General features: G+C 59.3%; 11 protein-coding genes and 1 pseudogene. 10 read left to right on the forward strand and 2 right to left on the reverse strand.

Annotated elements, in window-relative coordinates:
• Window position 1: 1 nt before the first annotated feature.
• Window positions 2-598, reverse strand: a complete 597-nt coding sequence (locus QVF11_RS12030; RefSeq protein ID WP_112213447.1) for a cysteine dioxygenase family protein — start codon at window positions 596-598, stop codon at window positions 2-4.
• A gap of 107 nt (window positions 599-705) precedes the next feature.
• Here QVF11_RS12030 and QVF11_RS12035 point away from each other — a divergent pair, with 107 nt between their 5' ends.
• The 7 genes and pseudogenes from QVF11_RS12035 (at window position 706) to QVF11_RS12065 (ending at window position 7,750) form a co-directional block, all read left to right on the forward strand.
• Window positions 706-1,599, forward strand: a complete 894-nt coding sequence (locus QVF11_RS12035) for a LysR family transcriptional regulator (protein ID WP_287857115.1) — start codon at window positions 706-708, stop codon at window positions 1,597-1,599.
• A gap of 145 nt (window positions 1,600-1,744) precedes the next feature.
• Window positions 1,745-2,849, forward strand: a pseudogene (locus tag QVF11_RS12040) (LLM class flavin-dependent oxidoreductase).
• A gap of 34 nt (window positions 2,850-2,883) precedes the next feature.
• Window positions 2,884-3,972, forward strand: a complete 1,089-nt coding sequence (locus QVF11_RS12045) for an acyl-CoA dehydrogenase family protein (protein WP_353738520.1) — start codon at window positions 2,884-2,886, stop codon at window positions 3,970-3,972.
• An 11-nt stretch (window positions 3,973-3,983) separates the two neighbouring features.
• Window positions 3,984-4,958: an ABC transporter substrate-binding protein gene (locus tag QVF11_RS12050; protein WP_287857118.1), complete on the forward strand. Its 975-nt coding sequence runs from the start codon at window positions 3,984-3,986 to the stop codon at window positions 4,956-4,958.
• On the forward strand, window positions 4,955-5,992 hold the full coding sequence (locus QVF11_RS12055) for an ABC transporter substrate-binding protein (protein WP_139537493.1): 1,038 nt from the start codon (window positions 4,955-4,957) through the stop codon (window positions 5,990-5,992). The genes QVF11_RS12050 and QVF11_RS12055 overlap by 4 nt, the downstream gene beginning before the upstream one ends.
• Window positions 5,973-6,968 (forward strand): ABC transporter permease, encoded by a 996-nt coding sequence (locus QVF11_RS12060; RefSeq protein WP_287857122.1) that lies wholly within the window; start codon window positions 5,973-5,975, stop codon window positions 6,966-6,968. The genes QVF11_RS12055 and QVF11_RS12060 overlap by 20 nt, the downstream gene beginning before the upstream one ends.
• Window positions 6,962-7,750 carry an ABC transporter ATP-binding protein gene (locus tag QVF11_RS12065; RefSeq protein WP_287857124.1) on the forward strand — a complete coding sequence of 263 codons (789 nt, stop codon included), beginning with the start codon at window positions 6,962-6,964 and terminating at the stop codon, window positions 7,748-7,750. The genes QVF11_RS12060 and QVF11_RS12065 overlap by 7 nt, the downstream gene beginning before the upstream one ends.
• A gap of 176 nt (window positions 7,751-7,926) precedes the next feature.
• Here the strand turns inward: QVF11_RS12065 and QVF11_RS12070 are convergent, their stop codons facing one another.
• On the reverse strand, window positions 7,927-9,999 hold the full coding sequence (locus QVF11_RS12070; RefSeq protein ID WP_112213504.1) for a TonB-dependent siderophore receptor: 2,073 nt from the start codon (window positions 9,997-9,999) through the stop codon (window positions 7,927-7,929).
• 505 nt (window positions 10,000-10,504) lie between these two features.
• On the opposite strand from QVF11_RS12070, the gene QVF11_RS12075 reads away from it, so the two are divergent.
• Genes QVF11_RS12075 through QVF11_RS12085 form a run of 3 tightly spaced genes read left to right on the forward strand, consistent with a single transcriptional unit; the run spans window position 10,505 to window position 13,397 of the window.
• Window positions 10,505-11,326 carry an ABC transporter ATP-binding protein gene (locus tag QVF11_RS12075; RefSeq protein ID WP_142514012.1) on the forward strand — a complete coding sequence of 274 codons (822 nt, stop codon included), beginning with the start codon at window positions 10,505-10,507 and terminating at the stop codon, window positions 11,324-11,326.
• Window positions 11,323-12,348, forward strand: a complete 1,026-nt coding sequence (locus QVF11_RS12080) for a FecCD family ABC transporter permease (RefSeq protein WP_112213455.1) — start codon at window positions 11,323-11,325, stop codon at window positions 12,346-12,348. Before QVF11_RS12075 ends, QVF11_RS12080 begins: the two co-directional genes overlap by 4 nt.
• Window positions 12,345-13,397 carry a FecCD family ABC transporter permease gene (locus QVF11_RS12085; RefSeq protein WP_142514011.1) on the forward strand — a complete coding sequence of 351 codons (1,053 nt, stop codon included), beginning with the start codon at window positions 12,345-12,347 and terminating at the stop codon, window positions 13,395-13,397. Before QVF11_RS12080 ends, QVF11_RS12085 begins: the two co-directional genes overlap by 4 nt.
• Window positions 13,398-13,410 lie beyond the last annotated feature (13 nt).

Genomic DNA, 13,410 nt, shown 5'->3' on the forward strand with positions numbered 1-13,410 from the left:
ATTAATTGTCCTTAGAGAGATCCCAGATATTGGGTAAGTGGCGATTGGAGTAGCCAGAGACAAAAGGTTTAACCAGGCCTTCCGGGGTATACACCGCGCGTTTGACGCCGCCGATATTGCCGCCGTACACGTGAATACTGATAGAGACGCTATCCGCCAGGGCGTTGCTTACCCGGTGAATGTCGCCGTCGCGGGAAGATACCTTTTCCACCTCGCCGGGGGAGAGGCGCTCGGCAAGGCCGCTGGCCACCGGCTGACCGCGCCCGTCCAGACGGTAGCGCTGATTCTCCTCCGCGCCGCGCAGCATACCGATGGCACCCCACACCCGATGGTCGTGAATCGGCGTTGATTGCCCCGGCCCCCAGACGAAACTTACAATGGAAAAACGCTGCCCGGAGTCGGCATGCAGCAGATACTGCTGATAGTGGTGGGGATGCGGCAGGGTGTACTCCTCCGGCAGCCAGTCATCTTTTTTCACCAGCGTCGCCAGGCGGTGCGCTACGGCATCAAGCAGGGCGGGCTCATCGGTAAAGTCGCGATGCAGGGCATCAACGTCTTGAATAAACTGGCGTAATTTCTCCACTCGCGGTGTGGTCATCGTCGCTTCCTGTTGTCGGGACTGGTCTTTACGCTAGCAAAGGCGTTAATATAATTAAAATGCAATTTCCGCATATGTTAATATGCAAAAATCACATTAAGGATTCTATGCGCATCGACGACATCGACGCTCTGCTGGCCACCGTGCAGTTTTCCTCCCTGAATCAGGCTGCAGAATATCTCGGTATTACCCAATCGGCGATTACCCGCCGTCTCCAGCGTCTGGAGCAAACCCTGAACGTGACGCTGCTGGAGCGCCAGACCCGACCGCTTACCCTGACCGCCGCCGGGCACCGGGTTTACGAGCAGTGTCTGAGCATCAAGCGAGAAACCAAAAAGCTGTATGGCCTGCTTGACCCTGAGGCGGAGCCGCACGGCATCCTGCGTCTCGGGGTGCCGCAAAGCGTGGCGGAAATTGCGCTGCAACCGGCGCTGGCCGCGCTGCGCCAGCAGTTTCCCGCTCTGCAACCGCAGGTCACCTGCGGCTGGAGCGGGCTGTTGCAAAGGCGGCTGGAGAGCGTCGAACTGGATGGGGTGCTGGCGATGGGGCCTGAGCAACTGAGCTTTGCTGAGGGCTACAGCGGGCGGCTGCTTTGCCCGCTGGATATCGTGGTGATTGCGGCGAAAAGCTGGCGTCTGCACGCCGGATCGCTGCGGGACTGCGCGGAGAAAGGCTGGGTGCTGAATCCCGACGGCTGCGGCCTGCGGGCGGGGCTGATCCGCGAGCTGCAATCGCAAGGGCTGCGTTTAGCGCTGAATGTGGAAACCGCAGGCGCCCAGCTGCAAATTAGCCTGGTGGCTCAGGGGCTGGGACTGGGCCTGGTACCGCGCGCGGCTCTGGCCGCCAGCCCTTGGCGCGATGAAGTGACGGTGCTGACGCTGGCGGATTTTCAGCCAGAGGTACATCTGTGGTTGGTTAACGCGCAAAATCTGGCTAACCTGAGCCAGCCGCTGACTTTTTTTGCCGCTAAGGTCGTGCAGCTACTTAATGCATCTGACTGAAAAGCAAATATAATTTATTTAAATGCCTGTCTTGCATATTAAGATATGCTAAAAATGCATTTTGTTCATTAAGAGCCTGTGTATAGGGTAATGAAAACGCGCCGCCGCTGCGGCCCATTCGTTATCCTGATACAAGGAGTTCTGTATGAGCATTCAGTTTCTCGGCATGATCGGTCATCGCCTGTCGTCGGAAACCATCGCCCCGGTTGGCCCGATTTTTGACCGCGACTACATCGTGCGCTTTGCGCAAACCCACGAGGCTGCCGGGTTCGACCGCCTGCTGGTGGGGCACTGGTCCGATCAACCCGATGGATTTCTGGTGACCGCGCTGGCCGGGCTGTCGACGCAAAATATCAGCTTCTTGCTGGCTCATCGCCCCGGTTTTGTCTCGCCAACTCTTGCGGCGCGTAAATTTGCTACCCTTGAACACCTGCTGGGTGGACGCCTGGCGGTGCATATCATCAGCGGTGGTAATGATGCCGAGCAGCGCCGCGACGGTGACTATCTCGATCATGACCAGCGCTATGCCCGTACCGATGCCTTCCTCGACACCCTCCGCAAGGTCTGGACTGCCGAACAACCGGTGGATATCGCCAATGATTTTTATCAGGCGGAACAGGCCTGGTCGGCGATCCGCCCGCTGCAAAAGCCGCATATCCCCCTGTATTTCGGTGGCTCGTCGGAAGCGGCCATTGCCGTGGCCGGAAAGCACGCCAACGTTTTCGCCCTGTGGGGGGAGTCGCTGGCGCAAACCGATGAAACCATCCGGCGCGTGCGGGCCGAGGCGGCAAAACATCAGCGTGAGATTGACTTCAGCGTCTCGTTCCGCCCGATTATCGCCGACACCGAATCCGAAGCCTGGGAAAAGGCCGAGCATATTCTGCACGTCGCCACCGAACGAGCCGCGCAGACTGAAGGCGGTTTCAAAGCCAAGCCCGATAGCGTCGGCGCGCAGCGCCTGCGGGCGACGGCGGCGCAGGGCAAGGTGGTGGATAAGCGCCTGTGGACCGGGATCGCCCAACTGGTCGGCGGCGGCCACAACTCCACCGCGCTGGTGGGCACGCCAGAACAGGTCGCCGATGCGCTGCTCGACTACTACGACCTTGGCGTGCGCAACTTCCTGATCCGCGGATTCGATCCGCTGAATGATGCCCAGGAGTACGGGAAAGCGCTGCTGCCGATAACCCGTGAAAAAGCCGCTTTGCGCTCCGTTGCGGAGCGCGCATCGTGACCGATTCCGCATTCGATGATTGGGCGCGGCGGCTGACGGAGATCCGCCAGCTGATGGCAGAGCAGGCGGCCAGCCTCGACGCCAGCGGTGAATTTCCTCACCACAATATCGAACGTTTACGCCAGCGCGGCTTTTTAAGCCTTGCCGTGCCGCGACAATATGGCGGGGCGGGAGCCGATTTAGCACGTCTTCAGCAGGCTATCGCCGCCATTGCCTGGGGGGAACCGGCGACGGCGCTGATCGTTTGCATGCAGTACCTGCATCATCTACGGCTGGCGGAAAATGAAAACTGGGCCGAGCCGCTGCGCCAGCAGGTTTTTCAGGATGCCGTTGAGCGGGGCGGGTTGATTAATAGCCTGCGCGTGGAGCCGGAGCTGGGATCTCCGGCACGTGGCGGCCTGCCGAAAACCGTGGCGAGCCGCAGCGCGGAGGGCTGGCGAATTAGCGGCCACAAAATCTATACCACCGGCATCGAAGGCCTGAGCTGGCTGGCACTCTGGGGTCGCAGTGACGACAGTACGCCGCTGGTCGGTACCTGGCTGGTACCCCGCGATAGTGACGGCATCAGCGTGGTGAAAAGCTGGGATCACGCCGGAATGCGGGCAACCGGCAGTCATGAAGTCATTCTGAAAAATGTGCAGGTGTCCGCAGAGAATGCGGTGGACGTATGGCCTGTCGATGCGCCCCCCGCGCCGGATGCCGAACAGTTTCGCCTGTTCGCTAACCGCCATACGGCGCTGCTGACGGCGATTTACGACAGCGCCGCCCGCGCTGCCCGCGACTGGCTGGTGGCATGGCTGAGTGCGCGTATTCCGGGAAACCTTGGGCACCCGCTTTCCAGCCTGCCACGAGTGCAGGAAAAGGTCGGGCAGATTGACGGCTTACTGCTGGTGAATCGCAACCTGCTGGAGAAGGCCGCGGAGCTGGGCTTTTCCGCCATCGAGGCGAATCTGGCAAAAGTCACCATTACCGACAACGCCATTCAGGCGGTGAACCTGGCGCTGGAGCTGACCGGCAATCATGGTCTGAGTCGGCAAAACCCTCTGGAGCGCCACTATCGCAACGTGCTGTGCGGGCGGGTACATACCCCGCAGAGCGACAGCGCGTGGCTGGCGGCAGGCAAATATGCTTTTCAAAAATAAGGATAATTCATATGCGCATACCCAAATTCACCCGTTTAGCCGGGGCGGTGATGCTGTTGGCTCTGAACGGCTATGCGGTGGCTCAGGAGCGAATCACTCTACGCATCGCCGATCAAAAAGGCGGCATGCGTTCGCAGCTGGAAGCCGCCAACGCGCTGCAAAATCTCTCGTACGACATTAAGTGGGCCGAGTTTCCGGCTGCCGCGCCGCTGGCGGAAGCGTTGAACGCCGGTGCGGTGGACGTGGGGATTATCGGCGATGCGCCGCTGCTGTTTGCGCTGGCAAACGGTGCGCCGGTCAAAGCCATCGCTGTCGATAAAAGCAATCCGGCGGGGACCGCTGTGCTGGTCTCTCCCGGCAGCCCGCTGAAAAGCGCGGCGGATTTAAAAGGCAAGCGTATCGCCACCGGTAAAGGGTCGATTGGTCATTTCGTGGCGCTGAAAGCGCTGGAGCAGGCGGGCATTTCACCCAAAGAGGTGCAGTGGGTATTTCTCGGCCCGGTGGACGCCAAAGTGGCGCTGCTTAACGGCTCGGTGGATGCCTGGGCCACCTGGGAGCCGTACACCACTCAACTGGTCAAGACCGCTGAGGGGCAGATTCTGGTGAGCGGCAAAGGGCTGCTGCCGGGCAACACTTTCCTTGCCGCCACCGATGATGCGCTGAACGATCCGCAAAAACGCGCGGCGCTGCAAGATTATCTCAATCGCCTGGCCGGCGCCGAGCGCTGGGCCTATGCCAACCTTGATAGCTACGGTAAAACGCTGGGAGAAATTATCCGCTTCCCGGCGGATATCGCCCGCGCGCAGTTTGCCAATCGTCAGTCGCAGTGGCTGCGCCTGGATGCGCAAACGGTCGCCCAGCAGCAGTCAACGGCGGATTTCTACCTCGCTAACGGCCTGATCCGCGCAAAGCTCGACGTCACACCGACATTTGATAACGGTTTTAGCGTGCCTGCCGCGCAGGCTCATGCGGAGGTCGCGCCATGATGCGTTCCGGTTTTTCCCGCCGTCGTTTCTTAAAACTAACCGGCGGCGTGGCGCTGGCGGGGGCATCCCTGCCGTTATGGGCTCACGATATGGCGGCGATGGCGAGCAGCGACGAGCATCCGGCGCTGCGTCTGGCACAGCCGTACAAAATCAAGCTGGCGATAAACAAAAGCGCGGTGTGCCTCGCGCCGGTCGCCGTCGCGGAACAGCAGAAGATTTTCAGTAAATATAATCTCGACGTTGAGTTTGTTAACTTCGGCAACTCAACGGACGTACTGCTGGAGGCGATTGCCACCGGGAAGGCCGATGCCGGGGTTGGCATGGCGCTGCGCTGGCTGAAGGCGCTGGAACAGGGCTTCGACGTCAAGTTGACCGCCGGAACCCACGGCGGCTGTCTGAACTTGTTGACGGCGAAAAACTCACCGTTCGGCGACCTGGAGAGCCTGAAAGGGCAAACCATTGGCGTCACCGATATGGCCGGGCCGGATAAAAACTTTTTTGCCATTCTGCTTAAGCGCCACGGTATCGATCCGATAAGCGATGTGCAGTGGAAAGTCTATCCCGCCGATCTGCTCAGCGTGGCGCTGGATAAACGTGAAATCGCCGCCATTAGCGGCAGCGAACCGTTTAGCTATCGCCTGCTGGAAACCGGTAAATATCAGCTTATCGCCAGCAATATGACCGGCGATTACGCCAACCTGAGCTGCTGCGTGCTGGGCGTCAGCGGGACCCTGGCGCGAGACCACAAACCCGCCGCCGCCGCGCTCACTCAGGCGATTCTTGAAGCGCACAGCTACGCCGCTGAACACCCGGAAAGCGTGGCGCAATCCTTCCTGGCCCATGCGCTCAATACCAATGAAGCGGAGGTCAGCGGGATCCTTCATGGACAAGGGCACGGACATCACGCGGTGGGCGAGGCGTTTGTCAAAGAGCTGACGCAGTACGCGGTGGACCTTCAGCGCGTACAGGTAATCAAGCCGGGGACCGATCCTCATCAGTTTGCGGAGAGTATTTATGTCAACGTTTTCGCCTGAACGGGTTCTGTCGCGCCAGAGCAGCGGCAGGCCGCTGTGGAATGAAGGCCTGCTGGCTGGCGTATTGTGGCTGCTGGGTGGTTTTTTTACTCTCGCCTGGCCGGATGTCGGTCGGCGCTGGCCGTTTAGCGAAGGTTGGGCGCTGGCTCAGCTCACCGTCGGCGGGGGATTACTGCTGCTGGCGCTGAGCTACCGCTACTGGCGGCAGCGGGGCGCGCGGTTGCAGCATGCCGGGAAATGGCTGGCGCTGCTGCCGGTGCTGTTTGCTATATGGGAAGGACTGACGGCGAAGACGGCGTTTCTGCCGGTACCGTTTTTCGCGCCGCCGCAGGCGCTGATTGAAGTGCTGCACGATGACTGGCCGCGCCTGCTTGACAGCCTTCTGCATTCGCTGGGGCTGCTTGGGCTTGGCGTGCTGCTCGGCACCAGCTGCGGTTTTATCAGCGGTCTGGCGATCGGCTGGTCTCAGCGTATCGGCTACTGGGTACATCCCGTTTTGCGCCTGCTGGGGCCGGTGCCGTCCACCGCGCTGCTGCCGCTGTGTCTGTTTATTTTCCCTTCGAGCTTCGGCGCCAGCGTTTTTCTGATTGCGCTCAGCACCTGGTTCCCGGTGACCGTGCTGACCTGGTCCGGGGTGATCGGCATCGATAGGGCATGGTATGACGTGGCGCGGACCCTGGGGGCCAGCCAGCGCTTTCTGATCCTGCGGGTGGCGATCCCCGCCGCGTTGCCAAACGTGTTTGTCGGCCTGTTTATGGGCCTCGGCGCGTCATTTTCGGTGCTGATCGTCGCTGAGATGGTGGGGGTAAAATCCGGGATTGGCTTTTATCTGCAATGGGCGCAGGGCTGGGCGGCGTATCCCAATATGTACGCGGCGCTGCTGGTGATGGCGTTGCTATGTTCCGGCCTGATTAGCGGGCTGTTTATGGTACGCAACAGGCTGCTGAGCTGGCAGCGGGGAGGGATGAAATGGTAGCCGCGATGCTAAATTCTCAGGCGATATCTACCGGCGCAACGGTATCGATTAGCCATCTTCATCATGCTTTTACGCTTGGCAAACAGGCGGTTCCGGTGCTGGAAAATATCAACCTGCAGCTGCGGCCCGGAGAGAGCGTCGCGCTGCTTGGGCCGTCAGGCTGCGGTAAATCAACCCTGCTGCGGCTGCTGGCGGGGCTGGAGGCGCAGCAGAGTGGGCAAATTCAGATTGATGAGACGGCAATGGACGGACCAGGGCCCGATCGAATTCTGGTGTTTCAGGACCCGACGCTCTACCCGTGGTTGACGGTACGGCAAAACGTGCTGCTGGGGCCGCAGGCGCAGGGCAAGAAGGGGCTTGAGCCGAAGGCCGACGCGCTGATTTCACGGATGGGGCTTGAGGCGTTCAGCGAGGCCTGGCCACGACAGCTTTCCGGCGGGATGGCGCAGCGTGCGGCGCTGGCGCGCGCGTTGCTAAATGAACCGCGCCTGCTGCTGCTTGATGAGCCGCTGGGCAAACTCGATTCGCTCACTCGCATCAGCATGCAGCGGGAGCTGATCGCTCTATGGCAGCAGCAGGGCTATACCAGCCTGCTGGTGACCCACGATATCGAAGAGGCGCTGCTACTTTGTGAGCGGGTACTGGTGATGTCGCCGCGCCCGGGCAGAATTATCGCCGAGTTTACGCTCCCGCTTGAATTTCCCCGCCATCGTGACAATCTGCTGCTGTTACAGCACCGTCAGGATATTTTGCGTATTCTTGGCCAGGAAGAGGATTGGTAAGGTAACGCGCTAACCAGGGACGCGCTCATTCTGACCGTTCGGTGGGGAGTCCCGGGGGCGGGGCGGTGGGACCGCGCTGCCCCCGGGCTACAGGGAGTGTGCTGATTCAGACCGTTCGGTGGGGAGTCCCGGGAGCGGTGCTGCAGGGACTGAGGGTGTGGTAGCCTGGATAAGGCTTAAAAATCCATTTTCACCGTAAACTGCACTTCACGCGGATCGCCAATCTGGTTACCGAGGTTATTGGTGCCGATAGATGACGTGTAATAGGTTTTATCGAACAGGTTCTTCACGTTAACCTGCAGAGTGACCGGATATTGCAGCTTCATCTTATAGGCCGCGAACACATCCGCTACCGCATAGCCCTGCAGATAATAATCCGCGCCGTTGGTGCCGGAACGCTTGCTGACTGCCCGACCGCCGCCGCCAACCGTCAGGGTATTGCTGTCGTAGACGTTATGAATGTCATAGCTCAGGAACAGCGAACCGGTGTGCTTCGGCACGTTCGGCAGCGGTTTGCCCTGGTAATCCGGATCATCGGTAACTTTCGCGTCGGTATAGCCGTAGCTGGCGATCACGCTCAGATTATCGGTCAACGACCCAGCCACATCCACTTCAACGCCGCGCGAGCGGACTTTACCGGCGGTTTTCGCAATGGTTTCATCGCCCACCGCTTCGGTATAGAGGACGTTGCGCTTATCAATATCGAACAGCGCGATATTGGCGGTAACACCGTTGAACAGCTCAAACTTCGCGCCTAATTCGTAGGAAGTGGACTCTTCCGGCGGCAGGTTGCCAATATAGCTGGCGATAGAGGACTGCGGCATAAACGACTGCGCCACGTTACCAAACAGCGAGACGGACGGCGTCAGCTTGTAGACCAGGCCAACTTTCGGCGTCCATTTCTGATCGCTGCTGTCGGTGTTGACGTTAAATGGGCGGCCCTTACCGGCATATTGGGTGTAATACTGATAGCGTACCCCGGCAACGGCAATCCACTTATCGGTCAGATAGAGCGCGTCCTGAACATAGCCCGCATAGCTCTCCTGCTGAATACGCTGGTCGCTATCGGATGCCGAAACGCTGGAGCACTTGTCGACCGTGCCGTAGACCGGATTATAGATATTGAACCCTTTCACGTTCTTACAGCGGATCATATCGGTACGCAGCAGATCGTAATTCTCGTACGCCAGGCCGGTGAGGATCTCGTTATAGAAACCGCCGATAACCACGTTACCCTGCAAATCTGCCCGCGTGGAGTGCATTTTCTGCGTTGAACCGTGGGTGGCGTCGACGCGGCGGGTCAGGTCTCCGGTCGCTGAATCATAGGCCATCACGCGGGCCTGGTTATCGTTGTAGTGATCCTGGCTGTAGCTGTAGTCAAAGCGCGCGGTCCAGGCATCACTCAGCCGGTATTCCGCATTTAGCTGTGCGAGGTCGGAATAACCGTCGGTGATGTTAAACGGTTCATCAAAACGCGTTTTGCGATCGACGTTAACCGCATGACCGGTGTTCAGATCGAAGATAGTGCCGCGATCGAACGGGGTGCTGTAGTTACGGTGTGAATACGAAACGTTAACCGTCGCCTGTTCGCCGAACCAGGTCAGGGAAGGGTTGATAAAGCTGCTCTTCTCTTTGCCAAAATTGCGCCAGTAGTCTTCATTCTGATATTCGCCAATCACCCGGTATGCCAGCTGCGTCCCTTCAATGGGGCCGGTTACGTCAAACTGACCGGTGCCGCCGCCAAAGCTGGTGGACGTAGCGGAAACAGAGCCGCCGAAGGTGCGCTCCGGGCGCTTGGTGACGACGTTTATCAAGCCGCCAGGGTCGAGAATGCCGTATAGCGTTGAGGCCGGGCCTTTCAGCACTTCGACCCGCTCGGTGGCGGCGGTAAAGCTGCGCGGCAGCACGGTGCGCAGTCCGTTAGTCATGATTGAACCATCGCGGTTAGAACCGAAACCGCGGCGGCTAAAGGCGTCCTGGGTGCCGCCTAACGTATTGGTTTGTACGACGTTAGCAACGTTATACAGCGCCTCATCAAGATTGGTGACGTGCTGATCTTCCAGCACTTTATCGCTCACGGTATTGACCACCTGCGGAATATCCAGCATCGGCATCGAGGTCAGCGTGGCGGTTGAGGTACTGACCGGTTGATAGCCGCTAGTGGCGTTCTGCTGCGCGCCGTCAGCTACCACTGTAATCGTCTCGTCAGCGGTTTTTTTTGTTTTATCGGCGCTATTTTCTGCCGCCAATAATCCCGGTGAGGTTAAAAAAATCAGTGAAAAAAGCGCACGCCCTTTTAATGCCGAAAAAGGGACATTCAATTGAGTCATTTTCTTGTTTCTCGTGAACGAACCTCGCCTTTGCGGGAGGTAAAGCCAATAAAATCATTGCCCTGGAAAATAGATCTATCTGTTTTTCACGCTATCCTGCGTCCAGATATGTAATTGAGAATCATTCAATCACGAAGAAATGTAGTAGTAAACGTTATGTAAGATAAAAAATCAGCAAAAATAATAATCAATGAATTAGCCGTATCGGGGAGCGATGATTTTCTTTTATTTCATTGTTTTTACTAACTATTAAATCTAATTCTTGTTGTGTGGTTTTTGGTAGTCACTCATCGTAGCCTACGTGATGATAGGGTATTGACTACTACATTCATCCACCGCATGATCAAAAGAGAATGAGATTTATTTTTGTTTGAGTGCGGAACGAGCGGGCCAGGCGCCACGCCGTTGGGCGCGGGAGCGAGTTATGCCACAGCGGGTGTTGCCTGCAGAGCAGGGGATCGTCCTGGATTCCCTGTCGGCCGGATATGGCCAGACGCTAATTGTCGATAATATTCATCTGACCATCCCCCACGGGAAAATGACGGTACTGGCCGGAGCCAACGGCTCGGGTAAGTCGACGCTGCTGTCGACCATCGCCCGGATGCTTAAGCCGCTGGGCGGCTGTGTACGTCTGGACGGTGAGGTGATTCACCAGATGCCGACCCGGGAGGTTTCCCGCCGCTTGGGTATTCTGCCGCAGTCGCCGCTGACCCCCGAAGGGCTAACGGTTTTTGAACTGGTCTCTCGCGGTCGCTACCCCTGGCAGGGGCTGATGCGTCAATGGTCCGACGCCGATGAAAGGGCCGTAGAAGAGGCGCTCCGGCTTACCGGCACCGCCGAATTTGCCCATTTACCGGTTGATAGCCTCTCCGGCGGTCAGCGCCAGCGCTGCTGGATTGCGATGGCCCTCGCGCAGCAAACGGCGACTATTCTGCTGGATGAACCTACTACCTGGCTCGACCTGCGCTATCAGGTCGATATCCTCGAATTACTGCAAACCTTAACCCGCGAACATGGTCGCACCGTAGTAACCGTTCTGCATGACCTGAACTTTGCGGTGAACTATGCCGACACGCTGGTATTTCTCAAAAAAGGGCAGATCGCCGGGGTGATTAGTGAAGAGGATGTTTGTACCCCAGAGCTGATTAAAACCGTCTTTGACGTTGATGTGCAGATGTCGTTTAACCCGCAGACGGGTAAACCCTTCTTCATGCCGTTTCGCGTTCGCGAGGAGAGCGCTTTATGAGCGCCTCTGCGCTGCTCCTGCATCGCCGACAATCCCGGCCCCGGCTGGCGCTGGTACTGCTGAGTCTGTTGCTGCTTGGCGGTTCGCTGGTGCATCTCGGGCTCGGCGCGCGCTGGATTGCGCCGCAAACGGTGATTCAGGCGCTTTTTCATTACGATCCGCGCAACTTCGATCACCGCATTATTGTTGATTTACGCCTGGTACGCCTGGCGGCAGCGCTGCTGACCGGCGCGGCGCTTGGTGTGGCGGGCCTGCTGCTGCAAACCGTGATCCGCAACCCGCTGGGCGAGCCGCATATTCTTGGCCTGAACGCCGGAGCCTCGTTGGCGGTGGTGGCAACTTCGGCGCTGGGAATTAGCCTCGGCGGTGTGGCGTTAGCCAGACCGCTTACCGCGGCTTGCGGCGCAGCGCTGCTGTTTGGCGGCGTGATGCTGCTGTCGTCGTCAGGGCGCGGCGGGGTGACGCCGCTACGCATAACCCTGTGCGGGGTGGCGCTGTCGGCGTTTGCCTCGGCGGTGACAGCGGCAATTCTGATCCTCGATGAACAAACGCTGCTGGCGATGCGCACCTGGCTGGCGGGCGACCTGGCCGGTCTTAGCTGGCAAACGCTACGCTCCGCGCTGCTCCCCGCACTGGCGGGGCTGACGATTGCGCTGGTGCTGGCACCGCGCCTGAACGTGCTGGCGCTGGGCGATAAGGTTGCGCTTGGGCTGGGTGTGAAGATTGTGCAGACCCGGCTGCTGGGGCTGGCCGCTATTGCTTTACTGTGCGGTTCCGCGGTGGCGGTAGCCGGGCCGATTGGCTTTGTTGGCCTGGTGGTGCCGCATGTGGTGCGTCGTTTGGTGACTGAAGATATTCGCCTGGCGCTGCCGCTGGCCGCGCCGGTTGGCGCGCTGGTGCTGCTGTTAGCAGATATCGCCGCCCGCACGCTGGTGGCTCCTCAGGAGCTGGCCACCGGGGCGATGACCGCGCTGGTCGGCGCGCCGGTATTTATTTTTATCGCCGCGAGGTTCTTTAAATGAAGAGCGCCGCCCATCGCGCCGGGTTTCGTCCATTTACTGCCGGTTCTTATCGGTTGCTGCTGCGCCCGGTGGCGCTGAGAATCGCTGGCGGATTGTTGCTGGTGATCCTGCTGCTGGCGCTATTCGGCTTGACCCGCGGTAGCTTCCCCATGCCTTCCGGAACTTTATTTCGTGCGCTGCTGGCCCCGGAAAACGTGGCCGAGCAGCAGCGTTTTATCCTGTTTGATATCCGCCTGCCGAGACTGTTTATGGCGCTACTGTGCGGAGCGATGCTCGGGCTGGCCGGAGCGGCGATGCAGAGCATTACCCGCAACGGCCTGGCGGATCCCGGGCTTATCGGTGTGAAAGAGGGGGCCAGCATTGTGGTGCTGGCGCTGGTGCTGTTCTTCCCGGCAGTGGGACTCGTCTGGCGGCCGCTGGCGGGGATGCTCGGCGGCGTGCTGGTGGCGCTGCTGGTTCTGCTGCTGGCCCGCGACTGCTCGCGGCCGCGCTTTATTCTGATCGGTATTGGCGTGTCGTGGACGCTGGCGGCAGCGGTTGGCATTTTCATGACCACCGCAGACGTGCGTGACGTGCAGACCGCGATGATCTGGCTGGCGGGCAGTCTACATGCGGCGACATGGCCGCTGCTGATTGTGGCTTTTTGCTGGGCGCTGCCGGGGGCGCTGATTCTGTTTCTTACCGCCCGGGCCGCTGATGCGGCGCTGCTGGGCGACCGGACCGCCATCGGCCTCGGCGTGCGTTTGCAACAATTGACTCTGCTGCGATTTTTCGCGCCGGTACTGCTGACTTCCGCCAGCGTTTCCTGCGTCGGCAGCCTGGGTTTTGTGGGCCTGATGGCACCGCATATGGCGCGTTTTTTACTGCGCGGCGGCCAGGTCGCGCTGCTCAGCGGCAGCGCGTTGATTGGCGCGCTGCTGGTATTACTCACCGATACTATTGGTCGCCTGGCTTTTGCTCCGCTACAAATTCCGGCGGGAATTGTGATTGCCCTTGTCGGCTGCCCGTTTTTTATTGTGCTGCTTTGGCGTCGTCGTGACGCCTTGTAAATCAGAAGGATTG

The organism is Klebsiella sp. (genome assembly GCF_027492335.1).
Taxonomy (GTDB): Bacteria; Pseudomonadota; Gammaproteobacteria; order Enterobacterales; family Enterobacteriaceae; genus Klebsiella; species Klebsiella huaxiensis.

Coding starts and splice junctions, on each gene's coding strand:
- QVF11_RS12055 (WP_139537493.1), top strand. CDS start 4,955: ATGATGCGTTCCGGTTTTTCCCGCCGTCGTTTCTTAAAACTAACCGGC.
- QVF11_RS12030 (WP_112213447.1), bottom strand. CDS start 598: ATGACCACACCGCGAGTGGAGAAATTACGCCAGTTTATTCAAGACGTT.
- QVF11_RS12085 (WP_142514011.1), top strand. CDS start 12,345: ATGAAGAGCGCCGCCCATCGCGCCGGGTTTCGTCCATTTACTGCCGGT.
- QVF11_RS12035 (WP_287857115.1), top strand. CDS start 706: ATGCGCATCGACGACATCGACGCTCTGCTGGCCACCGTGCAGTTTTCC.
- QVF11_RS12065 (WP_287857124.1), top strand. CDS start 6,962: ATGGTAGCCGCGATGCTAAATTCTCAGGCGATATCTACCGGCGCAACG.
- QVF11_RS12075 (WP_142514012.1), top strand. CDS start 10,505: ATGCCACAGCGGGTGTTGCCTGCAGAGCAGGGGATCGTCCTGGATTCC.
- QVF11_RS12045 (WP_353738520.1), top strand. CDS start 2,884: ATGGCAGAGCAGGCGGCCAGCCTCGACGCCAGCGGTGAATTTCCTCAC.
- QVF11_RS12060 (WP_287857122.1), top strand. CDS start 5,973: ATGTCAACGTTTTCGCCTGAACGGGTTCTGTCGCGCCAGAGCAGCGGC.
- QVF11_RS12080 (WP_112213455.1), top strand. CDS start 11,323: ATGAGCGCCTCTGCGCTGCTCCTGCATCGCCGACAATCCCGGCCCCGG.
- QVF11_RS12050 (WP_287857118.1), top strand. CDS start 3,984: ATGCGCATACCCAAATTCACCCGTTTAGCCGGGGCGGTGATGCTGTTG.